Genomic DNA, 26,435 nt, shown 5'->3' with positions numbered 1-26,435 from the left:
AAATAGATAATATTATGTGAGGAGGGTTACGACTATAAATGAAAACAAAAGGTTGCTTACATTGGCGTGTACGATCGATAAAAAGATGTAAAATAGAGAAAAGGCAAGAAAGATGTTCAGATGCTCATCTAATTGATTGAAGGGTGACCTATCACCAGGTTGAAAAGAGTTCAGTAGGATTGTGGTGAATCATTGGCTTATCTGGTGATTAAGTAAATAGCAACACACGCTTGGAGGGAGAAAGCTGTGAAACAACGCACCATCTTAGTTGTCGATGATGACAAAGATATTGTTCGTCTCATCACAGACACGTTGAAATATGAACAATTTCTCGTCATTCCTGCTTATTCGGGGCAAGAAGCTCTAGAGAAAATTCATCATCATCCCGAGGTAGGTTTTTTGATCTTGGATATTATGATGCCAGGTGTAGATGGGTTAGAGGTGTGTCGTCGTGTGCGAGCAGAAAAACATATTCCGATCCTCCTCTTAAGTGCCAGGGATCGTGAGATGGATAAGGTGATTGGTCTGGAGATCGGTGCAGATGATTACATGACCAAACCATTTAGCGTGCAGGAATTAGCGGCGAGGGTAAAGGCTCATTTTCGTAAAACAGATCGCATTGAGCAAAATATGTATAATAGTCACCGCTTATCAGGGCGAATTGACCTGCCAGAAGATACCGGCGTACGCACCAATGCCAACACCTATGAAGCTTTTCTCGATGGCGTCAAGTTAGAACTCTCAACAAAAGAGTTTCAAATTCTACATTTCCTTGTGCGAAATGCGAACCAAGTACTTACGAGGGAACAAGTTTATGAAAATGTATGGGGGGATGACTTAGGAGAGGTTCACACGGTTACGGTTCATATAAAGAATTTACGTAAAAAATTAGGGAAGAAACAACATGTTATTAAGACCATCTGGGGAGTAGGGTATAAATTTGTGGATGAGGACATTAATAGATGAAACTAAAACTTAAAATTCCACTCATCTTTTTATCCATTACAACCATGGTGTTTTTTTTGCTGTCGTTATTTGTAGAAGAGATTGTGGTAGATGGCATTCTGGAAAGAGGAAATCTTCAGATTGCAGAACTTAAGCCAGAGGAACTGGCATTAGCCAATCAATTGGGGGAACTGCCACAAGAGGAGAAAGTGTTACGAAATTTTATTCGTAAGCAGGCGAGGGAGAGGGAACTGATATTGACGCTTTATGAAGCGGATGCGCAAACGATTGCTTACAAAGCCGATTTTTTGACTGAGGTGGGTCGCTATATAGGTCCGCGTTCTTACCCCGTTTGGCATGAAGGAGAACTAGTAGGTGTGCTGGCGGTCGAGCGCAAGATCAAGTTTCAAGACAAGCAGGCCTTAACCGACATTATGTTGGTGCTCACCGCGATTCTAGCCATATTTTTTATTTTGCTGACCTTTCTCTTTCATAAAATGATCACCAGCCCTTTAACCCATCTAAACGAGCGACTGGAACAAGTTCACTTTCGTCGGCAGCACAGAGAGCACGAACCGCTTACCACTCGTCGTACAGACGAAATTGGCTCGCTGTATCGCCAATTTAGCAAGATGGAAGAACGTATCCTGCGTTCCCATCGTGAACAAGTGGATATGATTGCGGCTATAGCCCATGATCTCAAGACACCGCTAACCACGATCAATGGCTTTCTTGAACTGATCTTGGCCCATCCAGACCTCTCAAATGAGCAAAAGCAGGAATACATACAGCTGATCCAGCGAAAATCAAAGTTTATTACCGATTTGGTAGATGAATTCTCCATGTATGCTCATGATGAAGTTACCTTGCATCAAATGCCGATCCAACCGGTTCTTTTTGTCCCTTTCTTTACCTCCATCTCTCGGGAATACGAAGTAGAATTATCTGGATTGGGGCACACTTTAACTATTGAGAATGATCTACCGGATAGTTTGCAGGTTATGATGAATGAAGCCATGGTTCGACGTGTGTTTGCTAATCTCTTCAGCAATGCCGTTCGCTATGGGGGAAAAGAACATTTAACGATTGCGCTTTCGGGGAAGGTAGAAGGCAAGGAAGTTCGTATTTGTGTGGAAGACAATGGCATAGGGGTGGCGGAAGAAGATCAACCTCGCCTCTTTCAGTTGCTTTTTACTGTCGATCAATCGAGACAGCGAGAAACCGGGGGCACTGGTTTAGGTTTAGCTTCTAGTCGGGCAATTGTGGAACAGCATGGGGGAAGAATCGATGCGTATACTTCTTCTATGGGAGGACTAGGGGTAACATTCACATTACCGATGTACCATGAACCTTTCTAATATCAAGAGGGTGTAAGTGTAGGATCATATCACCATGGAATGTTTGACGTGATTTACGGCAAAGTTGTACGGGCTCAGCTTTTCAGAGCAGGTGGAGTTCAGCCACCTGCTTCACAATGGTTAAGTATGGGTTGAAAAAAGAGTTTGATCATCCTTATGATTCTCTTTATCACTTTTTAGGATTGCTTCACTTTCAGTTTAGATTTCATTGATAAGATAATGAGGACGAATGAGATGGAGGAGATGCATGACCATGCAGAGAATATTAAAGATTCGAGTGGCTTTGTTCGTCGCTTGGATTGTTGTGACGGCATCAGCCCTTTTATTTATGCCGAACTTAGAAGAACTGGTGAAGGAGAAGGGAGATCCCGAAATTCCTTCCGACTATTCTTCTCAAGTGGCAGCGGATTTACAGCAAGAGATGAATGATGGCTCAACATCTGGGAAGGACATGAGCATTACAGTCGTGTTTGACTCAGAAGACAAATTGACTGAGGCTCAGATGAAGGAGATTGAAGATGGGCTTTCGTTGTTAAAACAAGAAGAAAGTAGCTTGGGCATTACCGACATGCTTTCTCATTTGGACAGTGAAGAGTTAAAAGAAGAATTGATCTCGGAAGATGGCTCGACGGTCTTAGCTTCTCTTAAGGTGGGAAGAGGGGATCGTAGTGTCAAAGAGACGAGTGATGATATAGAGGAAGCGCTTTCTGAGGTTGAGGTGACTCATTATCTTACCGGGCCGGAATTAATTACAGAAAGTATGGCGGAGACCTCTCTAGAAGGTGTTGAGAAAACAGAAATCTTTACGGTTATCTTTATCATTTTGGTTCTTATTGTGATTTTTCGATCACCAGTGACACCGGTTATTTCCCTTTTGACAGTAGGAGTTTCCTACTTGGTGTCCTTATCGATTATCGCCAATATGGTGGAATACATCGATTTTCCTTTCGCGAATTTTACTCAGGTGTTCCTTGTACTGGTGCTATTCGGTATTGGAACGGACTATAATATTCTCCTCTTCTCCCGTTACAAAGAAGAGTTAGGAAAGCATCGTTCGACTACGCGAGCAGTCTTGGAGACGTATCGCACAGCAGGAAAAACGGTGTTATATAGTGGATTGGCTGTCATGATTGGCTTTAGTGGACTGTACTTTGCGCAGTTTTCTATTTATAAAGCGGGAGCAGCTGTAGCCATTGGGGTTCTTACGCTGATATTGGTTCTCTTCACCATACTTCCCTTCTTCTTCATTCTTTTAGGGGCAAAGTTATTTTGGCCTCTTAAAAAAGTGGGTGGACATGGCGAATCTCGCTCTTGGAAGTGGATGTCATCTACCTCCGTGAAGCGACCGGTCATTGCTATTCTTATCGTGGCCCTTCTCAGCAGTCCGGTTCTGTTCTTTTATGACGGCGCGCTGTCTTACAATAGCTTGGATGAAGTAGGCGAAGGGTATGAATCAGTGAAAGGGTTCGAAGCAGTTTCGGAAAGTTTTGGCCCAGGTGAATCGATGCCTACCAGCATTGTATTAAAATCCGACAAACCATTGGATTCGGATGAATCTTTGGCACTCATCGATGAGATTACGGGCTCGTTGGAACGGGTAGACGGTGTGAAAAGTGTGTTCTCACCTACGCGTCCGAAGGGCGAACGGATTGAAGATTTGTATGTGCAAAAACAAACAGGTGAAACGGAAAAAGGGTTAGAAGAAGCACAAAAAGGGGTCGACGAGATTGAAAGTGGCCTTAGTGAAGCCGGTGGCTTTGACAGTGTAGGCGAGTTGATCCGAGCGACCGATCAAGTAGAAAATGGTCTGGCTCAGATGCGAAAAGGGATAGAGGCTGAGTATGATCCGAATGGTGGAGCAAAAGCGCGACAGTTGAGTACAGGGATGACGCAACTCAGACAGAGCTTGGAAGAGACCAACAAAGCAATCTCTAACCTGAATGGGCAATACAATCAGGTGTACGAGGGTTACGCTAAGCTTGGAGAACCGCTAACAAAAATAAATGAGGATCTGCAAAAAGTAGAAACATGGCTTGACCAATTAGAAGTGGAGTATCCAGAGATTAAAGATAGCGACGTTTATAAAAATGCAAGAGGTCAATTGGAACAAATAAGTCAGCCTGTTGCAGGATTTTTAGAGCTCAATCAGAACTTTAATAAACTTAATACGGGGTTAGGACAGATAGGAGAAGGCCTTTCCCAACAGATTGCAGGCGCCAAAAAACTAGAAAGTGGCGCCAATGAGATTGCCAATGAAATTGAGCAAGGAACGAAAGGCCAAGCAACCATGATTGCTAGCTTGAAAAAAATGGAGCAAGCATTGAGTCAAATCAACGATGGGCAACGCAAGTTAAGTGATGGTTTGACGCAGTTGGAAGAGGGTCTTGAGAAAAGTACAGAAGGTTTGGGAGAGGTCTCTGCTGGCTTGGAAGGTGCACAAGGATTATTAGCCCAATTGGCTAATACAGAAGCCACAGAAAGGTACTTCGTCCCAGAAGAAGCGAAGGAAAGTGAGGATTATCAAAAAGCATTGGATGGCTATATGTCGGATGATCGTAAGATCATGGAATGGCGAATCATTCTTGCAGAAGACCCCTACTCAGAAGAGGCCATTGATACGGTGGGGAGCATACGAGAGATGATGGATGCCAAGACAAATGGAACCCTTTTTGAAGAGGCAACGTATGGAGTGGGCGGCATTTCTTCGATGAATAGAGACTTGAATCAAATTTCCACAGATGATCTTGGACGAACAGCCATGTTCATGTTTGCCGGCATTGCCTTGATGCTACTTTGGATTTTGCGTTCATTCTGGAATACGGTGTTTATTCTTGGCTCACTCGCTCTGGCCTATATTATTGCCTTAACAGTAGGCGAACAGGTATTTACTGCTATTCTCGGCTACCCAGGCTTAGCATGGACGATTCCTTTCTTCTCACTTATCATGATTGTGTCACTGGGTGTGGACTACAGTATTTTCTTGATGATGAGATACAAGGAACATGCGCATCTTTCACCGAGTCAGTCCATTGTGGAAGCCTCGAAGCATATCGGAACAGTCGTTATTTCGGCGGCAGTGATTTTATGTGGAACCTTTGCCGCACTTTATCCCTCTCAAGTCCTTTCCTTGATGGAGATCGCAACGGTTGTTATCGTCGGCTTGGCTCTACTGGCCGTATTCTTCTTACCTGTATTAATGCCCGCGCTGATCTCCATCCAAGAACGAATTAATCGTCCCCTTGTCCATGAAAAAGACAGAGACGACTCAATGATTGAGGGAGACCAGTAAGGAAGAAAAGATTGTGGAACATCTTCTGTAAGAAGGTTTTACTTGGATTGACCAAGCGTAGTAGGGGAAAGAGGCGGATCAATCAAATCCGCCTCTGGCTCTACCTGCTAGGGACTGATGAAGTTTGAAAGGATCCATTGTACAATGATTTTAGTGAATGATTAAAAAAGTATTTCCTGCACTTGTTTGTATAATGAGACAAGGAAGGTGAAGAATATGGGGAATAGCTACTTTTTCACCGGTTTTCCGGGATTTATTGCTACGCGCTTAATAGACGGAATTATGAGCAAACAAGAAGTTGAACAGGTGTTTCTGTTGGTGTTGCCTGAAATGAAGGAGAAAGCGGAGCAGGAAGTTAGCGAATGGATTCGTGAAGGAGTGCTTGCCCCGGCTCAGGTGACTGTAATCGAAGGAGATATTACCCACCCACATTTAGGTTTAACAGAAGATATTCAGAAGCAATTACAAGAGAGTGTAACCCATGTTTTTCACTTGGCGGCGATTTATGATCTCGCGGTTACTGCTGACATAGCCACGAAGGTAAATGTTGAAGGAACAAAGCAAGTGAATCAATGGGTACAGGAGCTTCCCCTTTTAAAGCGGTACATCTATTTTAGCACCGCTTATGTTTCAGGAAAGCGTGAAGGGACGATCCTAGAGACTGAGCTAGAGCATCACCAAGGGTTTAAAAATTACTATGAGCAGACGAAGTTTGAAGCGGAGTTAGATGTACGAAAAGTTCAGGAACACATACCAACAACGATTATCCGTCCTGGGATTGTGATAGGTGATGCTCAGACAGGAGAAACAGCAAAATTTGATGGTCCGTATTTCCTTCTTAATTTGTTGGATCGACTCTCTTTTCTCCCTTTTCTCCCCAACTTTGTTGAAGAAAGCGCTGAGGCTAATTTGGTGCCGGTGAATTATCTCGTCGATGCGACCCTTTATCTCGCTCATCTGGACGAGGGAAAAGGGAAGACCTATCACCTAACCAGTTCGAACCCGTATCACTGGAAAGAAATATATGTCCTCCTTCATGAGAAGATTTTTAGTCGAAGTCCAAAAACAGAAGCTTCAATTAAATGGACGGAGCGGTTATTAAGGATCAAGTCTTTTCGTAAATGGTTACGCGCAGAGCAAAAATCCCTGGATTATTTCAGTTGCTTTGCTCACTACGATTGTACACAGGCAGAAAGGGATCTAGCAGGGTCAGGGATTGTCTGTCCTGACTTTAAAGAGGTACTGGAGAGTATGGTGGCGTATTATCAACAACATAAAGATGACGAAACAAAACAATTGAAGACTGTTTAAGTCAAAGATGAGCGCCCCAACCATGGGGTGCTCATCTTTTTTTACGGAAATTTCACAGAAATCTCCGATCAAACACTTTCCTCTCCTGCGGATGCCCCTTTGGGCCCGCGAGCTCCACGTGGACCACGTGGGCCTGGAGGTCCCGTGGCACCCGTTGCCCCAGTAGGGCCGGTGGGAAGATTAAATCCTATGCTGACGACGAAGGCATCTTCTGTTCCTGGTGAGGTGTTTAACTCCGTCTGAAAAGCTCCAGGGGTTATCGGGAAATTGGTGGAATTGGTGGCCCCTGTCGCGAAAATTTGTTGTTTACGATTAATGGATAGGGCGAAGGCTTGATCGATCGCCCGCCCTCCATAATAAGAGGAGAAAAGGATCCCTGTACCTGCAAAACTGAGAAGAGTAAAAAAGGCATTTGTTATTCCGCGTTGTCGATCTTGAAAGGCGTTGGAGGTGGTAGGGAAATTGGACGACTCCGTATCTCCACCTATCCATGCATTTCCAAATGGATCGAGCACAATGCCGTTGCCTGAATCGACAAGATTGCCACCCAGGAAAGTGGAATAAACAAGTTCAGAGCCTCTTGGGTTAATTTTGCTGACGAAGGCATTTTGTACGCCAAGTAGTGCCGATTGAAAAGCTCCAGGTGTTACAGGAAAGTTGACTGAACCAGTTGATCCAGTTACATAGGCAGCTCCAACAGAATCAACGGTGATTCCTATACCGAGGTCTTGGCTGAGTCCACCGAGATAGGTGGAATAAAATAGGCTAGAGCCGGTGACATTTAGTTTAGCGACAAAGGCATCCTCAGAACCACCCCCAAATACTGTTTGAATCGTTCCCGAGGTTACAGGGAAGTTATTGGAGGATGTTAAACCCGTCACGAAGGCGTTTTGCGAAGTATCAAGAGCGATGGAGAAACCCACATCCATATCTGCTCCACCAAGGTAGGTAGAGTAAATCAGTGTGGTGGCATCAGGGCTTACTTTGCTGATGAATGCATTAAAGCTTCCCGCCAATTGGGATTGGAACGCGTTACTTGTTACCGGAAAATTGTTGGAAGCAGTTGATCCGGTAACATAGGCGAAATTAGCTTCATCAAGAGTAATGGCATTGGCTGAATCGAAGTTCGTGCCACCTAGAAAAGAAGAGTACACCAAAGAAGAGCCAGAGGGAGCAAGTTTGGTGACAAAAGCGTCAATTCCACTCCCAAACTGAGATTGGAATACGCCTGATGTTGTGGGGAAGTTGGTCGAACTCGTAATGCCAGAGATGTAGGCGGCCCCATTTGGATCGATAGCAATCCCTTGTCCAATGTCGCTTGTATTTCCACCAATATAAGTGGAGTAAACGATGGAAGAACCGATGGGATTCATTTTTGTGACGAATACGCTGAACTCTCCTCCAGGGTAAGAAGTTTGGAAGGAATTCGAAGTAATTGGGAAATTAGTCGAGTTCGTACTCCCCGTTATATAGGAAAATCCTTGGTCATCTACTGCAATTCCGAAACCGCAATCGTCGGTCATTCCTCCAAGGAAGGTAGAGAAAAAAACGATGGGATCAATTACAAGAGGAAGAGAAGGATTTACTTTTCCCTCTATCCGGAATCCGAAGCTATTGTCGTCGTGTGAGACAAAGCTTGTCGCAATGGGGCTTTCTGTATCGGTCTGAAAACTGACGGGTTTTCCTTCGATGAGAAGGCCCCTAGATGTTTGAATATGAAGATTGCCTGATTCGGCAATGGTGACGGAATCGGCTCCTTGATAGGTAAAGCGGATGTCATCTACGTTGGCATGAGGGGAAACGATAAATTCATATTTCAATTGGGATTCTGTCCCAAGAAACCGGGCAGAAATCCCAGGCCAGAGGTTTTTGTAAAGGAGCTGTTGATAGGAAGGTTCTCCTTCTATGGTGGGTTGAGTGCCTTGGATTTGGACACAAGGGTTCGATTGGATAAAGTGGAGAGCCAGTTCACTGAGGGAAGATCCATCATTTAAAGAAGAGAGTTGAATATGCATTCGGTCAGCGAAAAATATGAGCTGAAATCCTTCACCCTGCGTACAATAGGTCTGCTTTTTATCTATTTGGTAAAGGGGCTGAAATAGAAGAGAAGACGTCATTCCTATGTGAGAAGGATTCAAATTTCGTTTCGCCTGTATTTCTTTTAACATCGAGTACACCTCTGCATCATGATTTTATGAGACTGTCTACGATGAACTTTGTATAGATGAATCTCTATCTGTTGAAACTTGATTTCACCAGTTGGAAAAACTGTCGTTGAAGATAAGGGTGAAAGCCCACCCTAAGAAAATGGCTGAAAGGTGGGTGAGTGGCTTCTCCTTGAGAGACACTGAGCTTCTAGATCAGGTAGCGATAGGAGATGCCACCGCCCATCAATCACGTTCTGAGAGAACGTGAAGCTCCTGAGCTACTAATCAACTCCATTGCATCAAGCAAGTACGTTAGGCACCCTCCCCTTCGCCTGTTCTGCCTCTTGGTCCCCGTGCTCCACGAGGTCCACGGGGACCGGTAGCTCCGCGGGGACCAGTCGGTCCAGTAGGACCCAAAGGAGTGTCCGGTCCGAAGCTGACGACAAAAGAATCACTGAAGAGAAATGTATTTAATTGTGATTGGAACGCTCCAGGAGTGACAGGGAAATCTCGTGAGAGTGTGGCCCCTGTCGCGAAAAGTCGCTCTTTGGAGTTGATCGCGATAGCAAACGATTGATCGGTATTGGTGCCACCATAATAGGTGGAAAAAAGAAGTCCCGTGCCTGCGAAGCTCACTTGAGTGAAGAAAGCATCTGTTATACCTAGTAGTTGGTCTTGAAAAGCATCATCTGTTATGGGGAAATCATTCGATTCGGTATCACCAGCTACCCAGGCATTCCCAAAGGAATCGACGACAATGCCGTTTCCTTGTTGCGTCTGGCTACCACCTAGTAGAGTGGAGTAAGAAAGCTTGGTACCAGTAGGGTTCAATTTGGTAACGAAGGCAGTTTCACCACCTTTGTTGATTGTTTGAAAGGCTCCCGACGTCACGGGGAAGTTGTCCGATTCTGTCCCCCCAGTCACATAAGCAAAGCCTTTGGCGTCAAGTGCAATGCCTACCCCAAGATCACGGCTGTCCCCACCTAGGTAGGTGGAATAGAGAAGGCCGGTTCCGCCCTCATTTAGTTTCGTTACAAAGGCATCTTCAGGTCCACCTGCAAACATGGTTTGGAAGGCGCCAGATGTAACAGGGAAATCGAGGGAACAGGTTTCTCCGGTGACATAAGCCAGTCCTGAATCGTCTACTGCAATGGCAAATCCTTCATCTACGTCACTCCCACTCAGGTATGTGGAGTAAATAAGGGAGGAACCGCTGGGATTTAGTTTAGAGACGAATACACTAAAAAGGCCACTGGATACGGTTTGAAAAGCTCCCGAAGTTACAGGGAAATTATTGGAAGCGGTGACGCCTGTAGTATAGGAAAATCCTTGTGCATCGACCGCAATTCCTTCACCCAGATCTTCACTATCCCCTCCGAGGAATGTGGAAAAGATCAAAGTAGATCCGGAAGGGGCAAGTCGGGTCACAAAAGCATCGCTTAGTTGATTTGGTTGTGTTTGAAAGGCATTGGATGTAATAGGGAAATCCGTCGATTCCGTTACGCCTGTGACGAAAGCCGTTCCTGTTTGGTCGATCGCTATCGCGTTCACAATGTCCGATCCATTTCCACCGAGATAGGTGGAGTAGACGAGGGAGGTTCCGGATGGATTCATCTTAGTGATAAAGGAGCTAAATAGCCCTCCGGGAAAAGTGGATTGAAAAGCGCCACTTGTAACAGGGAAATTAGCCGATTGGGTACACCCAGTTACATAAGAGAAACCGTCTTTATCGGCAGCGATTCCCGTTCCATTATCATTACTTAGACCACCCAGATAAGTGGAAAAAAAGACCACGGGGTCAATCGTGAGGGGGAGGGTGGGATCAATCCAATCATCTAGCATAAAGCCGATGGATTGATGTCGATCCAAGGTGAATTGGGTAGAGATCTTCCTCCTACCACTTTGAAAACTGATGGGTTTTTCTTCGATGAGGGCACCACAAGGTGTATGAATATGAAGGTCTCCGTTTTTCGCAATGGTAAGGCTATCTGCACCAGTGTAGGTGAAGCGGATATCTTTCAAATTGGCATGAGGTTGGACAATAAATTCATATTTTAACTCGCTTGCAGTGCCATAAAAGCGAGCGTCAATTCCAGGCCACAGTTGGCGGTAGTAAATTTCTTGATAATGGGTCTTGCCATTTTTATCAGAGGCGAAGGCTTTTCTTCCCTCCGGTTGAACAGAGTGGTTGCTATGGAGAAAGTGCAGCTCAAGCTTAACTGCGGATGCATTTTTTTCTGAGTCATCTTCATTCCATCTTTGTGGGAACAGGTTTATAGCGACATGGTTGGAATAGAAGGAGAAGGAATAGGTTGTTCCTTCTGTAAGAAAAATTGGAAGGTAGTTATCTCCTGCGTAAGGTGAGTGAAAAAGTAGCTTTGGTAGGACGATGAGCTCTTCCCTGTTGCGGTCTTGCGTTGAATTTTTCTTGTCTGTGCGTATCATGCCAGAATGACCTCCTTTATTTCTCTCCTATATAGTCAGTTTATGTGTACTGAGAGAAGAAGTGAGTCAATTTTCTTTTTCTTTCTCTTACACCTGCTTCCCGTTGGCTTTTCCTTTGGGTCCTCTTGCCCCTCGAGACCCTCTACTTCCTTGAAAGCCTGTCGCCCCCTTTGCCCCTCTTCCTCCTCTAGGTAAAAGAGGACCTACTTTTACGATAAAAGCATCTCCTGCTCCTACTCCCGAGAGATTTTGACTTTGAAAGGCGCCAGGGGTAATGGGAAAATCTTTCGAAGTCGTACACCCTGTGACATAGATTCGTTCTCGCGTATCGATGGCAATGGTAGAGCCACCGCCTGCGGCATCCCCCCCATAATACGTAGAAAATAACACCCCTGTACCAGGAAAGCTGAGTTGAGTGAGAAACATGTTGGCAAGCCCTAATAATCGATCTTGAAAGGCGTCGCGGGTAGTAGGGAAGTCCTGCGCGGAGGTGGATCCAACAATCCAGGCATTGTCGAAAGAATCAAGGACGATTCCTGAACCAGAACTGTCATCATTTCCACCCAGAGCAGTGGAATAAATGAGGTTAGAACCATTCGGAGAAAATTTTGTGACAAATGCGGAGCCAGAAGGGCCGACAACACTTTGAAATGCCCCTGCTGTGAAAGGGAAATTATTTGAATTGGTAATACCCGTCACATAGGCCGATCCCCATAAGTCTATAGCAATATCTTCTCCGACATCGTCGCTTTCTCCGCCGAGATAGGTGGAATACACAAGCGAGGTGCCTGTGGGATTTAATTTGGTGACAAAGGCGCTCTCAACGTTTCGACCAGCTGGATTTAGCGTTTGAAAAGCTCCGCCGGTAACGGGAAAGAGTGTAGAGCAGGTAAATCCAGTGACATAAGCGAAACCCTCTGTATCGATGGCGATCGCAGAACCTTCATTTATCGTATTCTGGAATCCGCCTCCGCCAAGAAAAGTGGAATAGACGAGGGAGGTGCCGAAGGGGTTGATCTTTGTTATGAAGGCATCCCTATTCCCAGCGGGAATGGTTTGAAACGCGCCTCTTGTGACGGGAAATCCACCACCACTGGTTGTGCCGACGACATAGGCAAACCCGGAGGTGTCTACTTTAATTCCTTCCCCAGAATGGGCCCCATCGCTTCCTAAATAGGTGGAGTAGAGGAGTGAAGATCCTGTAGGAGATAATTTGGTGACGAAAGCACCGCCAAAGACAGCCGTTGTTTGAAAGGCACCCGAGGTAACAGGGAAATTGGTGGAACTGGTTCCCCCAGTAATAAAAGCTGCCCCCTTCTGGTCAACGGCAATACCGTTTCCCGCGTCGCTAACACTTCCCCCGAGATAGGTAGAGTAGAGGAGCGAGCTTCCTGTTTGGTTCAATTTCGTAACAAACGCACTACAGAGCCCACCGGGGAGACGAGTTTGGAAGGCTCCTGAAGTAACAGGGAAGTTTGGGGATTCTGTTAAACCGGTAACGTAAGCACATTCTGTGGTATCGACTGCAATATCGAATCCTTGGTCAATTCTGGTGCCTCCTAAATACGTAGAATAAAAGACGATTGGATCGATGATGAGTGGGAGGGTGGAATCATATGGATCTTGAATGACAAATCCAGTTGTGGCATGGTCGAGTGGTTTGAAATGGGTAGACAGGGTGTGAAGCTTTCCCTCTCTATCAATTTGAAAGCTAATCGGTTTCTTCTCAACCCAAATCCCCATAGGTGTCTGAATCTCTAAATCACCCTGTTCATTAATGGAAATCTCACGAGCTTCCCGATAAAAGAGACGAATATCATCGATGGAAGCTCCAGGAGAAACAGTAAATTCGTATTTAAGGTAATCGTCTTGGAGATAGAAGTGTGCATCGATATTTTCCCATATATCTTTGTAAACCAAGGGATTACATAGCGAAGAAGATGGATGATTTCTCTTTTCGATGTGGATGGGTTGGCAAGGGTTCGCTCCTGAAAATTGAAGGGTGAGATGGAGTTGCTTTTTCAAACATGAAATCATCACTTCATTGGAATAACATGTGAGTGTCAAATGGGAGCTTTTTATATATAGGGGGTGTTGATGCTGTTGTGAGAGCGATTTTTGTCTTGTGGGAGACAACCATATTCCTCCTTTTTGGTCGAGATAGTACGTTCACTTGCTAACCGATCGAACTGCATAGGGCGGATGCCTATCGTTCTTCTCCTTCTCCCTGACTACCGCGTACTCCCCTTGCTCCGCGAAGGCCTCTTTTCCCCTGTGACCCTCTTGCCCCCCTTACGCCACTTTTTCCTCGAGGTAAAAGGGGACCTACTTTGACGATAAAAGCATCTGCTCCCCCTACTTCCGAGAGATTTTGACTTTGAAATGCACCAGGGGTAATCGGAAAATCTTTCGAAGTTGTATCCCCTGTAACATAGATCCGCTCTTGCATATCGATCGCAATCGATGAGCCACCTCCTGCAGAATCCCCTCCATAATACGTAGAAAATAAAACCCCTGTGCCAGCAAAGCTGAGTTGAGTGAGAAACATGTTGGCAACTCCTAGTAATCGATCTTGGAAGGCGTCGCGGGTAGTAGGAAAATCCTGCGCGAGGGTGGAGCCAACAATCCAGGCATTATCAAAGGAATCAAGGACGATACCTTGTCCGAAACTGGCATTATTTCCACCAAGAACGGTGGAATAAATGAGATTAGACCCGTTCGGAGACAATTTTGTGGAAAAGGCGGCTCCAAATGGGCCGACGATACTCTGGAAGGCACCTGCTGTGATAGGGAAATTATTTGAATTGGTACAGCCGGTCACATAGGCCGATCCCCAGTAATCGATCGCAATAGCTACTCCGCTATCGTCGCTTTCTCCACCGAGGTAGGTGGAATAAACGAGTGAGGTTCCTGTGGGATTTAATTTCGTGACAAAGGCATTCTCTACAGTGAGCCCACCAGGATTCAAAGTTTGGAAGGCTCCACTGGTAACGGGAAAGAGCGCCGAGCAGGTAAATCCAGTGACATAAGCGAAACCCTCTGTATCGATGGCGATTGCCGAACCTTCATTTAATGTGTTTTCAAATCCGCCTCCACCAAGAAAAGTAGAATAGATAAGTGAGGTGCCGAAGGGATTGATCTTCGTAATGAAAGCATCCCTTCCCCCAGCCGGAAGGGTTTGAAACGCACCACTTGTAACGGGAAATCCGCTTCCGCCGGTTGTCCCCACAACATAGGCAAATCCAGAGTTGTCAATTGCTATGTCCTCACCCGAATCCGATCCGCTCTTTCCTAAGTAGGTGGAATAAAGGAGAGTAGAACCGGATGGAGATAGTTTGGTAACAAAGGCACTAATAAAATTTACTGTTGTTTGAAAAGCGCCAGACGTTACGGGGAAATCAGTGGAACTTGTGACTCCAGTAATATAAGTGGCACCCTTCTCATCAACGACAATGCCATTTCCTCCATCGCTAATATTTCCCCCGAGATAGGTGGAGTAGAGAATAGATCGTCCCCCTGGGCTCACCTTCGTGATAAATGCACTACAGATTCCGCCGGGGAGGAGAGTTTGAAAGGCTCCGGTAGTAACGGGGAAAGTAGGGGAATCCGTTAATCCCGTGACATAAGAACATCCTATGGAATCGACTGTGATACTAAATCCCTGGTCAATTCTTCTTGCTCCCAGATAGGTAGAATAAAAGACGATGGGATCGATGATGAGTGGGAGGGTAGAATCATATGGATCGCGAACGATGAAGCCAACCGTACGATGATCGATCCGTTTGAAGTGGGTAGTAATCGTGTGTAATTCTCCCTTTCTATCGTACTGAAAGCTAATCGGTTTCTTCTCAATCCAAACCCCCATAGGTGTCTGAATCTCTAAATCGCCCTGTTCATTGAGGGAAATCTCACGAGCTTCCCGATAAAAGAGGCGAATATCATCGATGGAAGCTCCAGGAGAAACAGTAAATTCATATTTAAGGTAATCGTCTTGGAGATAGAAGTGGGCATCGATACCTTCCCATAAGTTTTTGTAAACCAAGGGATTACATAGAGAAGAAGAGGGGTGATTTCTCTTTTCGATGTGGATGGGCTGGCAAGGGTTCGCTCCAGAAAAGCGAAGAGTGAGACGGAGTTGCTTTTTCAAACATGAAATCATCACTTCATTGGAATAACATGTGAGTGTCAAATAGGATTTTTTTATATATAGGGGGTGTTGATGCTGTTGTGAGAGCGATTTTTGTCTTGTGGGAGACAACCGTATTCCTCCTTTTTGGTATGAGATAGTACGTTCACTTGCTAATCGATCGATCTTCCTAGAGCGATGGCCTTACCTATCGTTCTTCCCCTTCTCCCTGACTACCGCGTACGCCCCTTGCTCCGCGAAGGCCTCTTTGCCCCTGTGAGCCTCTTGCCCCCATTGCTCCGCTTCTTCCTCTAGGTAAAAGGGGCCCTACTTTTACGATAAAAGCATCCCCTGCTGCTGGTCTCGAGCGATTTTGACTTTGAAATGCACCTGGAGTAATCGGAAAATCGTTCGAAAGCGTATCTCCTGTAACATAGATCCGCTCTTGCGGATCGATTGCAATCGAAGAGGCACCTCCTGCAGCACCCCCTCCGTAATAAGTAGAAAATAAAACTCCTGTACCAGCAAAGTTGAGTTGAGTGAGAAACATGTTGGCAACTCCTCGTAATCGATCTTGAAAGGCGTCGCGGGTAGTAGGAAAGTCCTGTGCGCCGGTGGACCCAGCAATCCAGGCATTGTCAAAGGAATCAAGGACGATACCTTCTCCAAAACTGGCATCATTTCCACCAAGTACGGTGGAATAACTGAGTTTAGACCCGCTCGGAGAAAGTTTTGTGACAAAGGCAGAACCAGAAGGGCCGACAACACGCTGAAAGGCCCCTGCTGTGACAGGGAAATTATTGGAATTGGTACAGCCCGTCACATAAGCGGATCCCTTTGAATCGATTGCAATATCTTCTCCGCCATCGTCACTTTCTCCGCCGAGGTAGGTGGAATAAACAAGCGAGGTTCCTGTGGGATTTAATTTCGTGACAAAGGCATTTTCTATATTGCGACCGCCAGGATTCAAGGTTTGGAAGGCTCCGCTGGTAACGGGAAAGAGCGTCGAACAGGTAAATCCAGTGACATAAGCGAAACCCTCTGTATCGATGGCGATTGCAGAACCTTCATTTAATGTATTCTGAAATCCGCCTCCACCAAGAAAGGTGGAATAGATGAGAGAAGTGCCGAGAGGGTTGAACTTCGTTATGAAGGCATCCCTTCCTCCAGCGGGAATGGTTTGAAACGCACCACTTGTTACGGGAAATCCACCACCACTGGTTGTGCCGACGACATAAGCAAATCCGGAGGTGTCCACTTTAATTCCTTCTCCGGAATGGGCTCCATCGCTTCCTAAATAGGTGGAGTAGAGGAGTGAAGATCCTGTAGAAGATAATTTGGTGACAAAAGCACCGCCAAAGACAGCCGTTGTTTGAAAGGCCCCCGACGTAACAGGGAAGTTAGTGGAGCTGGTACCCCCAGTAACAAAAGCTGCCCCCTTTTGATCAACGGCAATACCGTTTCCTGCGTCGCTAACACTTCCCCCGAGAAAGGTAGAGTAGAGGAGCGAGCTTCCTGTTTGGTTCAGTTTCGTTACAAATGCACTGCAGAGCCCACCGGGAAGGAGAGTTTGAAAAGCTCCCGAAGTAACAGGAAAGTCAGCGGATTCGGTTAAGCCGGTAACGTAAGCACATTCTGTGGGATCGATTGCAATATCGAATCCTTGGTCAATCGTGTCGCCTCCTAAATAGGTAGAATAAAAGACGATGGGATCGATGATGAGTGGGAGGGTAGAATCATATGGATCGCGAACGATGAAGCCCACCGTACGATGATCGATCCGTTTGAAGTGAGTGGTGATGGTGTGTAATTCCCCTTTTTTATCAACTTGGAAACTAATTGGCATTTTCTCGATCCATGTACCGGTGGGTGTATAAATTTCTAATTTGTCTTTTTCATTGACCATAATCTCTTGTGCTTCCTGGTAAATCAGGCGAATATCTTCGATAGAAGCACCAGGATGAACGACAAATTCATATTTGAGATGCTTTTCATGAAGGAAGTAGTGAGCATCAATTCCACTCCAAATATTTTTATAAATCAGAGGATTTTTTCGTGAAGGAAGGAGTACGTCGGGAGAATCACTCCTATTGAAAGTGTAGACATCTGGACAAGGAGTCGCCTCGGCGAATTGAATCGTCAGTTGAGTAGAGGGAATAGTGGTTGATGTAAGAATAACCCGGTCAAAGTGAAAAGAGAGATGAATGCTAGCACTCTTCATATAGATGGGCATTTTCCGTTTTATTCTGCCCTCATCCACCTGTTCTCTTTTGATGGATGACCAGAAGGAGGGGGCGTGTCTCCACTTTTCTTGTAACATTTTATTCTTCCTCCTTTATCGATTTTTTATTGACAGAAATAAAGCTACCTTTCCCCTCCTTGTGCCCTCCCACGCCTTCCTCTTGGTCCCCTGGGTCCGCGCTGGCCTTGGGGTCCCGTTGCCCCTGTTGCTCCGGTACTTCCTAGGACTAGAGGTCCCAGTTTGATGATATAGGAATCTGTTGTATCTATCGCCGTCTGAGTGGATTCTTGAAAGGCTCCTGGTGTGACGGGGAAGTTGGTCGAGTTGGTGGCACCGGTGGCGTAGACCGCCTGGTTGACATCGATTCCGATACCAAATCCCATGGTGACTCGAGATCCACCCAGATAGGTTGAATATAAGAGGTTCTCCCCTGTGAAACTGATGTGGGTAAGATAGGCGTTTGTATCACCCTGCATCTTCAGTTGAAAGGCATCGGTTGTGACAGGAAAGTTGGTTGTCTCCGTGATGCCGACAGCCCAAGCTTGACCAAAAGGATCAACTGTAATCCCTGTACCTGTGTTCGCAAATGTACTTCCCCCTAGAAAGGTAGAGTAGAGGAGTCGAGTACCTTGAGGGTTGAATTTGGTTACAAAGGCATTGCTGAATGCATTTAATTTTGTTTGAAAAGCTCCTGGTGTAATGGGGAAATTTCCAGAAGAACTTTCCCCTGTTACGTAAGCAGCACCCATGGAGTCAACATGAATACCGAGTCCTAAATCACGGCCCCCACCGCCAAGATAGGAGGAATAAACAAGAGAAGATCCCTCTGGGTTAAATTTCGTCACAAAGGCGTCTGGATTGGAACCGCCGCTAAATTGAGTTTGAAAAGCTCCTGATGTAATGGGGAAATTGGTGGAAGATGTTAGCCCAGTTATATAGGCGGAGTCGAGAGAATCAAGAGCGATGGCGAAAGCTTGATCTTCATTTGTTCCCCCGAGAAAAGTGGAATAGAGAAGAGTGGATCCACTGGCGCTAAACTTCGTCACAAAAGCATCGAAGTTGCTACCAGCTAGACGGGTTTGAAAGGCGCCGGAGGTAACGGGGAAATCGCTTGAGCTCGTTACCCCTGTCACATAGGCAGCGGAAGCGTTGTCAACGGTGATGTCTTCAGCAGAGTCAATGTCACTTGCACCCAGATAGCTTGAATAAACGAGCGAAGTACCTGTCGTATTTAACTTGGTTACAAAGGAAGAGGTTAATCCTCCCGGTAAACGGGTTTGAAAAGCTCCAGGTGTAACAGGGAAATTGGTGGCACCAGTCTCTCCAGTAATGTAAGCGAATGCGCCTTGATCGACGGCAATTTTTTTCCCGATATTTGAAGCATTTGTGCCTCCGAGATAGGTGGAATAGATGATGGAGCTACCTGCTTGGTTCATCTTTGTGACAAATACACTACAAGCATTGGGAAAGCGGGTTTGGAAAGCCCCCGATGTGATAGGAAAGTTAGAGCTATCTGTGAAGCCGGTTATATAGGCAAAACCAGCATCATCAACGGCGATGCCGTTGCTACAATCAGCTGATCCACCCCCTAGATAAGTGGAGTAGAAAACCACAATGGGATTCAATGGTAGCACCTCTTTTTTAAACAATAAGAATAAAGGAAAAACATTTTTTCTTTTTCCTTTATTCTTATTGCAATATGTTACTGTAATGTATGTGAGGAAAGCTTTACATGGATCGGCACATGCAAAATTAATGAGAGTACCTATAGAGTTAGATGAGGGAGGAGCAAAGAGGGACCTGTTACTCCAAAGTCAATGCGAACAAGGATTTTTTTGCAACCTCCTTAATATAATCAGCAGAACGGGCGGCGAGTGCCATCACGGTTTCCGTCGGGTTACCTCCCCCCGATGTGACGAATGTGCTGGCGTCACAGATGAAGAGGTTAGGAATATCATGAGACTGCCCATAGGAATTCACAACGGAGGTGTCCGGATCATTTCCCATCCGACAGCCACCCATCAAATGAGCCGTGTCGGGGACGACAAACTGAGGCCATCCGCCGGCCGCTTGGATGATTTCTTTCATGTTGGTTACGGCATGGGCAATTAATTGTTGATCGTTTTCGCCATACTGAAAGGTGACTTTGGCTCGTGGTACGCCATTGTCATCGATATCATCTGTGAGTGTGACGGTATTCTTTTCATCGGGGAGCACTTCTCCTACTAAGGTGATTCGTCCGTATTGGTTATAATCCCTGAGTACCTTTCGTAGTTTCTCTCCCCAAAGGAAGCCACTCTGTGATTGCACAATGCCTGTGGCAAACTCTAATGGACGAGCACCATGTGCATGCAAGGTATATCCCCGTGCAAATGAATGGTTGGGACGGGTTGTATAAAAAGCTTGTGTGGTGGCTAAGACGGGTGTTCCTTTATAGATTCGCACCTCTTCTTCAAACTTTCCATATACATCATGGCTACTATGGGGCATAATCGCTTTTCCAACCCACCCACTGGAGTTGGCCAAACCGTCTGGAAACTGAGCATTGGCGGAGTGAAGCAATAGGCGTGGAGTTTCTACGACGAAAGCAGACAAGATTACCAACTTGGCTTTTTGCTGTTGAACTTTTCCGCAGTGAATAAATTCTACCCCAGTCGCTCTCCCTTCTTTATTCATCAGGACTTGGGTGACAGTAGCCTCCGGTACGATTTCTGCTCCTGCTTGGATGGCTTTCGGAATGTGCACAATGAGCGAACTATACTTGGAATTGGGCATGCACCCTTGATTACAAAAACCACGATTGATACAAGGTGGACGGCCTTCGAACGGAGCAGATAAGATGGCCAATGGTGTTACGACGGAGGGAATCCCCAACTTTTCGCACCCTTTTTGGAATAGCTCAGCATTCGGGCTAAGTGGTTCTCTTTCTGGAAAGGGATAAGGACCATGAAAGCTTCCCCAAGGAAAGTGTTTGGGTCCGGAAACGGCTATTTCTTTTTCGATTTTAGTGTAATAAGGGGCTAGTTCCTGATAGGTGAGAGGCCAATCTGCTCCCACCCCATCGCTAGAGTAGGTATGGAAATCGGACTCATGAAAACGTAAAAAGACCCCGGTGAAGTGTACTGTCCCGCCACCAACCCCGCGCCCACTGTTGTTTTCTCCCATGGTGAGTGGATTTAGTCCAGCGACGATGCGAGTCTCTTGCCAAGCTAGTTGTTTCATCGCGAGTTCATCACTGGCGAAATCCTTTTGTGGATCGCGCATGGGACCTGCATCCAAGATGACGACGGTCATACCGGCTTCGCTTAACTCTTTTGCCAATACTCCCCCTGCGGCCCCTGCCCCAACGATGACGACATCTACTTCTTCTTCTGCAAACCTTCGCTTCATGACTGTTCTGCCTCCCATGGATCGCGTTGTCCGAGATGAGTGCGTACATATCCTCGTGGATAAGCGGGACCTCCATACCCGATTTCTGACCAGACCAAAGGATGTGAAGTATAAGCTTCCACTGTGAGTGTAAGTAGTTTTTTGAAAAAGGGGATCGCAGGCGTTTTCCGCCATTCCAAATGGGTGGTGTACGTGCCTTCACTTAGTTGAGTGAGTAGTTCAGATAGGCTGGACGAAGGCAATTGTTCCAGAGGTTGATGAAACTGCTTATTTGCCGTTTTTTCTAGTGCTTTTAGTCCTTGGCGAATGAGGATACGCGCTTCTGGTACTCCTTCTTCTCTCTCTCCTTCGCCCATAGCAGAGGAGAGTGTTTCATCCATGTGAGCGAGGATAAAAGTGAGAATGTTCTCTTCCTTATCACCCACAAGCGTTTGACAAAGATCGCGGAGAAGCCGTACTTCATGTGGGGTGAGGAACTGATAATGGGTAGATGGTTTGAGTCGACTTGCCACGATCTTTTGTGTATGGGAATCCCAATGATCCTGCTGTTTCATAACATCATACGTAGGATAGTGTGAGGAAGGGGTGCTCACTTCATTTACCTCCAATACATAAGGATAAGACCCAGTCCGCTTAATGCGGAAAATAGCAAGGGCATCATAATCGGGGGACCGATGAGGAAATTGCGTAAATTGTAGCCTCCGACACGGAGTCCTACCCCTCTAAAATGATAGATGAAACCGATCAAACCATCGATGAGGCCCAGCCACATCAATAACAAAAAGAGAGTAGATAACCAGGAAGCATGATAAAAGGCATAAGCCAGACCAACAAGAAAAAAGAGGGGGGCTGCCAACACAGGAATCCACATCGCCTTTTTGTGAAAGTTTTGGCGGTAATGATACAGCGTCACCTGAATCGCGATCATCAAGAATGCAATACTAACGAATAATATTAAGATGCGCTCCAAGCTCCATCCAGACCAGTACATGGTTTACCTCCTTTATGTAAGGATGTATTTTTTACGATCATCCTGCTTGACGATTTGGTCAATCTGCAAGAGAACCTCTTTTCCTTGGTATGTTCCTTGATTAGATTATTGTTTGCCGGTGCCTATATTGCTTGCTTTTATCCTGTCCTGCTGTCCTGTTTTCATTCTTAAAGGTGGATAAGCTTAATAGATGAGTTTGAGAATAAAGGTAGAGGCGATAAGGAAAGATGCAAAGATGGAAATGATCGATTCTTTGTGTGGCAACAATGGAGAAAGGATGGTCTGAGTGAGAATCGTACGTGTAGATACCTATCCGCTATTTTATCCACTCTCCGAACCTTATGGAGATGCGAATGGATACAAGTCCTATCGAAGTTGCTTTCTCTTTCGTATAACAACGTCTTCTGGTATTGAGGGATGGGGAGAATGCGTAGGATGGCTTCCCCATCTGGAAAACAGTTTTCAGCAATGGGTGATTCCCTATTTACTCGGGAAAAATGCACTGCAGCGGGGAAAATGGATGCATGAGCTCAAAAAAAGAGACGCCCCTATTGCAGCGGGCGTGAGCCTGGCATTGACAGAAATCGTAGCCAACTATACTGGACTATCTATTGCAAACCTGTGGGGTGGGCTTCATCATGAGCGTGTTCCCATCTATGCGTCCTATCAATCCTACACAGAACGCATAGATTGGATGGAGCACTCCATTCAGATGGTGGAATCTGCTGTTCAGGAAGGATTCCGGCAGGTGAAAGTGAAGGTGGGTGGGCGAACTTTTTGTGAGGATAAAATCTATATTCGTTCTTTACAGGAACGACTGTGTGAAGAGTGCGAGGTGGCGATTGATGCCAATGAAAGCTACGATGTGGCGACGGCGCTGAAATGGAATGAAGTGTTCTCTGATCAGTGTCATTGGCTTTGGTTTGAGGAACCAATTCCCTTGTGTCATCGAGAGGAATATAAAGTCTTACGAAAGAATTGTCTCCTTCCTATTGCTGGAGGGGAAAAATTAGCGGGAGTAGAGGCGATCTTACCGTTTATTAAACATAACACGCTCGATATTCTCCAGTTGGATGTGCTGCATGTGAACGGGATCGATGATTTTCGTATTTGTCAGCAGTTGGCCCGCCATAGTGGACACCGCATTTCACCTCACGCATACGATGGTCCTCTCACCCGCTTGTATGCGCTAATTGCACAAGCGACACTTCCGGATTGGAGCAAAATGAAAGGGGAGACCATCGAACCGGTCGAATGGGACCGGATGGAGAATCCACTTTCGGACTTGTTTCCTTTGCAAATAAGAAAGGGGAGCGTGCTTATTCCACAGGGGAAGGGCATAGGGGTGGAAATCGATTATGATCGCATGCAAAAGCTTCGTTGGGATGGAGGGCACTACGCCCCTTAAACGTTATTTCATAGTAAAAACTCCCGTGACTGGTCCACGGGAGTTTTTATTAGAGGGCTCTTATAGCCGCAACGGCGATCAAGACCCATCCAATGAGAAAAGAGAGTCCGCCGAGCGGTGTAATCATCCCTAATTTGGTGATATTGGTAAGAGCCATCACATAAAGGCTTCCGGAGAAGAGGACGATTCCCGCCAAGATGAGCCAGCCACCTGTTGTGACGAGTGGCGAAGAACCCGTATATTTTACCAGTAGCCCAATAAACAGCAGGGCCAATGCATGCATCATTTGATAGTGTGCACCTGTCTGCCAATTGGATAGCATACGTGCCGATAGGCGACCTTCCAGTCCATGTGCTCCAAACGCTCCTAGTGCCACTGCCAGAAACATATTTACTGCCCCTAGGATAATCATTGCTTTCATTCTTTTCATTCACCTCAAACGCTGTATTAAAGGATGATCGTGCGATTTAATCAGGTTGATTGTATCATGAAGAAGAGCAGGAATGCGAAACGAAGTAGGTGCGATTATGTGAACAAGCATGGTTGCCTGTTACGCAGACTAAACATGGGGGGCGTGACACCGCCGCCCATTAACCAGGTAGCGAGAGGTCATGGTGCTCCCATGTTAACTGCTTTCATCCGGGGTATGTGGAGTAGATCATGAGTGTTTTCTATTCCTTATGAAAATCGTTCATGCCATGTAGGTGTGAATTTCAAACCTCATATCCCATCTCTTCCAATGTCTCGCGGGTGATTTCCATAAAAGAATGGATTTGCTCTTCCGTTAATTCCGTTTTCCAGCGACCGATCTTATGGGTATAAATCGGTTGGATGACTTGAGAGGCACTACTTTCAGCGGCAAAGACCTCACCCAGGTCATGTTCTTGCTGATGATGCTTCAATAGCGAATCGTCCCATGGCTCTTCTAGAAAAGCGATTACGGTGAGTAACGTTTCCTTAGGGAAGAGGACGAGATCTTCATATTTGACTTCCAAGTAATTGTCATGGAGTGAGCGATAAGACTTCCCTAGCTCCATTGTCCATTTCCAGTGTTTAGCAAACTGGATCACATCATCTGTTCCCCAATTGAGTGGTAGTTGGGAAGCAAATGCGTCCCGTCCGTCCCGTACGAGATGAATAAACTTCATATTGGGAAAACAGCGGTGAAGAAAGGCAATACGCGTGATGTTTCGTGGTGTTTTATCCGCCCATCGCAGCTTCCCCTTTTTCTGCATATAGGGGAGATGAAATTGCACCAAGAGTTGTGCGATGGTTCTGTCCATGATCTTGCGAGGAGCAGGATCGTATTCGAGTAGGCGGAGTCGGTACCTCTTAGCAAGATAGTTGGATAATTGCTCTACTTTCGGATCGGTAAAGAAGAAGGTTTCGGGACCGCAAGCGATATGTGGATGGCTGTCTAATATAATGCGCATAAGAGTGGTTCCCGATCGTCCCACTCCACCAATAAAGATTGGAGATTTTTCTTGTTCTTGCTCTGTGAGCGAATCATGGATGGAAGGAGTGTTAACCGGCATGGGTTTTTCGATGATGGATTCAAAGTATTTTTTATTGTGTAAGACGCTGGGATCGTCCGGACGATAGCGACGAGCCATCTCATTGTGATAGTAAGAGCGTTGTCGTTTTTCAAGCCGATCATAAGCCACGCATAATTGAATGTGAGGAAGCCATGTCCAATAACTATGATTGAGGTGACCCGTGTAATCTTGTGGTTTCTCCAGCTTGGTTGCTAACTCATACCAGTATATTGAATTTTCTACCTGATCTTTTTCGAGAAAGTAGTTTCCGAGCCAACAACAGGTCTCAGCTCGGGGGGAATCCATTTTAAGTGCGAGTAACGCCGCATTAGCCCCTTCTTCTGGTTGACCAAGATGGGAATAGCAATTGGCCAGTTTGATGGTGGCATTGATGCGATCTTCAATCCATCCTTTTTCCTGTGATAGAAATTTTTTGTAGTAATCCCGCGCATCTTGAAAACGCTTATGTTCGAATAATTCATTAGCATAATAGTAGAGCTCACGAGGGGTAAATTCCTTTCCTCTCTCTAAGTGTGTTTCGTAGATGCGAATGTTGCGGTTACTCTTTTCTTTTTTCTTAATGGGGCGGTGTGTGACGGCGATTTCACTATGAATGATCTCTCCTCCAATGGGAAGGCACTCATGCACGACTCCTTCCCAATCGTAACGTGTTTCGCGCTTGACTAAACGATACCGTTTCAGACTATACGTTACATTTCCGTTGGTGTCGAAGGAGAGATGATAATCCATAGAGACCGCATCAACGGAAGGAGAAAGCTCTTCTTTTACTTTGGCGAACTTTTCACGATCTTCTTCGAGTAAGATATCATCGGCATCTAGCCAGAAGATATATTCTTTGGTGGCCTGCTCAAAGGCATAATTGCGGGCGGCGGCAAAATTATCGATCCAGGCAAAGTCGAATATTCGATCGGTATACGCACTCACGATCTCTTTGGTCCGATCAGAAGAACCGGTATCCACAATGTTGATCTCATCAACGAGATCTTTGACCGAATCGAGACAACGGGCAATGGTTTCCTCTTCGTCTTTGACAATCATGCACAAACTGATCGTAATCATGGAAACACCTCTTTGTATATTTCCTGTCAAACTCAATGTATGCCTGAGAAAAAAAGTGATGAACAAAAAGCAAAGAGAAAAAAGATGAAAATTTCTCATAATAGACTTGACGGTTATATTGTTCATGTATACAATACGGTTAAAATAAACTGACCGATAGGGAAAAGG

General features: G+C 45.8%; 15 protein-coding genes and 2 pseudogenes. 5 read left to right on the top strand and 12 right to left on the bottom strand.

All coding sequences use genetic code 11. From position 1 onward, the window contains the following. Positions 1-246: 246 nt before the first annotated feature. The 4 genes from AC6RGY_RS08170 to AC6RGY_RS08155 all read left to right on the top strand — a co-directional run bounded on the left by AC6RGY_RS08170 (position 247) and on the right by AC6RGY_RS08155 (position 6,903). Positions 247-966, top strand: coding sequence for a response regulator transcription factor (locus tag AC6RGY_RS08170; RefSeq protein WP_499861609.1), 720 nt, complete (start codon positions 247-249; stop codon positions 964-966). After that, the gene (locus AC6RGY_RS08165; RefSeq protein WP_499861606.1) at positions 963-2,303 is read left to right on the top strand and encodes a sensor histidine kinase; all 1,341 of its coding nucleotides are present in this window, start codon (positions 963-965) and stop codon (positions 2,301-2,303) included. Before AC6RGY_RS08170 ends, AC6RGY_RS08165 begins: the two co-directional genes overlap by 4 nt. Before the next feature lie 253 nt (positions 2,304-2,556). Then, positions 2,557-5,592 carry an MMPL family transporter gene (locus AC6RGY_RS08160; protein ID WP_499861604.1) on the top strand — a complete coding sequence of 1,012 codons (3,036 nt, stop codon included), beginning with the start codon at positions 2,557-2,559 and terminating at the stop codon, positions 5,590-5,592. Between the two features lie 216 nt (positions 5,593-5,808). Then, on the top strand, positions 5,809-6,903 hold the full coding sequence (locus AC6RGY_RS08155) for an SDR family oxidoreductase (protein WP_499861602.1): 1,095 nt from the start codon (positions 5,809-5,811) through the stop codon (positions 6,901-6,903). A gap of 68 nt (positions 6,904-6,971) precedes the next feature. Here AC6RGY_RS08155 and AC6RGY_RS08150 read toward each other — a convergent pair whose 3' ends face one another. From AC6RGY_RS08150 to AC6RGY_RS08110, 9 genes are all read right to left on the bottom strand, one after another. Next, positions 6,972-9,071, bottom strand: a complete 2,100-nt coding sequence (locus AC6RGY_RS08150) for an SBBP repeat-containing protein (protein ID WP_499861597.1) — start codon at positions 9,069-9,071, stop codon at positions 6,972-6,974. Between the two features lie 291 nt (positions 9,072-9,362). Then, entirely contained in the window at positions 9,363-11,495 is a 2,133-nt protein-coding gene (locus AC6RGY_RS08145; protein WP_499861594.1) for an SBBP repeat-containing protein, read from the bottom strand. A gap of 87 nt (positions 11,496-11,582) precedes the next feature. Next, positions 11,583-13,631: an SBBP repeat-containing protein gene (locus tag AC6RGY_RS08140; protein ID WP_499861590.1), complete on the bottom strand. Its 2,049-nt coding sequence runs from the start codon at positions 13,629-13,631 to the stop codon at positions 11,583-11,585. A 70-nt stretch (positions 13,632-13,701) separates the two neighbouring features. After that, positions 13,702-15,753, bottom strand: a complete 2,052-nt coding sequence (locus AC6RGY_RS08135) for an SBBP repeat-containing protein (RefSeq protein WP_499861585.1) — start codon at positions 15,751-15,753, stop codon at positions 13,702-13,704. Between the two features lie 76 nt (positions 15,754-15,829). Further along, positions 15,830-17,941: an SBBP repeat-containing protein gene (locus AC6RGY_RS08130; protein WP_499861581.1), complete on the bottom strand. Its 2,112-nt coding sequence runs from the start codon at positions 17,939-17,941 to the stop codon at positions 15,830-15,832. A 44-nt stretch (positions 17,942-17,985) separates the two neighbouring features. After that, positions 17,986-19,488: an SBBP repeat-containing protein gene (locus tag AC6RGY_RS08125; RefSeq protein WP_499861577.1), complete on the bottom strand. Its 1,503-nt coding sequence runs from the start codon at positions 19,486-19,488 to the stop codon at positions 17,986-17,988. A 178-nt stretch (positions 19,489-19,666) separates the two neighbouring features. Beyond that, positions 19,667-21,253, bottom strand: a complete 1,587-nt coding sequence (locus AC6RGY_RS08120) for a GMC family oxidoreductase (protein ID WP_499861573.1) — start codon at positions 21,251-21,253, stop codon at positions 19,667-19,669. After that, complete coding sequence (locus AC6RGY_RS08115; RefSeq protein ID WP_499861568.1) at positions 21,250-21,846, bottom strand: gluconate 2-dehydrogenase subunit 3 family protein; 597 nt, start codon at positions 21,844-21,846, stop codon at positions 21,250-21,252. Before AC6RGY_RS08115 ends, AC6RGY_RS08120 begins: the two co-directional genes overlap by 4 nt. Before the next feature lie 5 nt (positions 21,847-21,851). After that, positions 21,852-22,244: a hypothetical protein gene (locus tag AC6RGY_RS08110; RefSeq protein WP_499861564.1), complete on the bottom strand. Its 393-nt coding sequence runs from the start codon at positions 22,242-22,244 to the stop codon at positions 21,852-21,854. A gap of 286 nt (positions 22,245-22,530) precedes the next feature. Between AC6RGY_RS08110 and AC6RGY_RS08105 the strand changes: the two genes are divergently transcribed. Further along, entirely contained in the window at positions 22,531-23,652 is a 1,122-nt protein-coding gene (locus tag AC6RGY_RS08105; protein WP_499861558.1) for a mandelate racemase/muconate lactonizing enzyme family protein, read from the top strand. A gap of 49 nt (positions 23,653-23,701) precedes the next feature. On the opposite strand, the gene AC6RGY_RS08100 is transcribed toward AC6RGY_RS08105, so the two are convergent. From AC6RGY_RS08100 to AC6RGY_RS08090, 3 genes and pseudogenes are all read right to left on the bottom strand, one after another. Continuing rightward, the gene (locus tag AC6RGY_RS08100) at positions 23,702-24,073 is read right to left on the bottom strand and encodes a DUF423 domain-containing protein (RefSeq protein ID WP_499861554.1); all 372 of its coding nucleotides are present in this window, start codon (positions 24,071-24,073) and stop codon (positions 23,702-23,704) included. 292 nt (positions 24,074-24,365) lie between these two features. Next, positions 24,366-25,115, bottom strand: a pseudogene (locus AC6RGY_RS08095) (sulfotransferase family protein); the annotation flags it as partial. 75 nt (positions 25,116-25,190) lie between these two features. Further along, positions 25,191-26,267: pseudogene (locus AC6RGY_RS08090) on the bottom strand (glycosyltransferase family 2 protein); the annotation flags it as partial. Positions 26,268-26,435: the final 168 nt, after the last annotated feature.

The organism is Mechercharimyces mesophilus, assembly GCF_059818345.1.
The sequence above is the reverse complement of the archived record's forward strand: the minus strand, read 5'-3'. Positions and strand labels throughout refer to the sequence as shown.

Coding starts and splice junctions, on each gene's coding strand:
- AC6RGY_RS08165 (WP_499861606.1), top strand. CDS start 963: ATGAAACTAAAACTTAAAATTCCACTCATCTTTTTATCCATTACAACC.
- AC6RGY_RS08160 (WP_499861604.1), top strand. CDS start 2,557: ATGCAGAGAATATTAAAGATTCGAGTGGCTTTGTTCGTCGCTTGGATT.
- AC6RGY_RS08155 (WP_499861602.1), top strand. CDS start 5,809: ATGGGGAATAGCTACTTTTTCACCGGTTTTCCGGGATTTATTGCTACG.
- AC6RGY_RS08150 (WP_499861597.1), bottom strand. CDS start 9,071: ATGTTAAAAGAAATACAGGCGAAACGAAATTTGAATCCTTCTCACATA.
- AC6RGY_RS08145 (WP_499861594.1), bottom strand. CDS start 11,495: ATGATACGCACAGACAAGAAAAATTCAACGCAAGACCGCAACAGGGAA.
- AC6RGY_RS08130 (WP_499861581.1), bottom strand. CDS start 17,941: ATGTTACAAGAAAAGTGGAGACACGCCCCCTCCTTCTGGTCATCCATC.
- AC6RGY_RS08120 (WP_499861573.1), bottom strand. CDS start 21,253: ATGAAGCGAAGGTTTGCAGAAGAAGAAGTAGATGTCGTCATCGTTGGG.
- AC6RGY_RS08110 (WP_499861564.1), bottom strand. CDS start 22,244: ATGTACTGGTCTGGATGGAGCTTGGAGCGCATCTTAATATTATTCGTT.
- AC6RGY_RS08100 (WP_499861554.1), bottom strand. CDS start 24,073: ATGAAAGCAATGATTATCCTAGGGGCAGTAAATATGTTTCTGGCAGTG.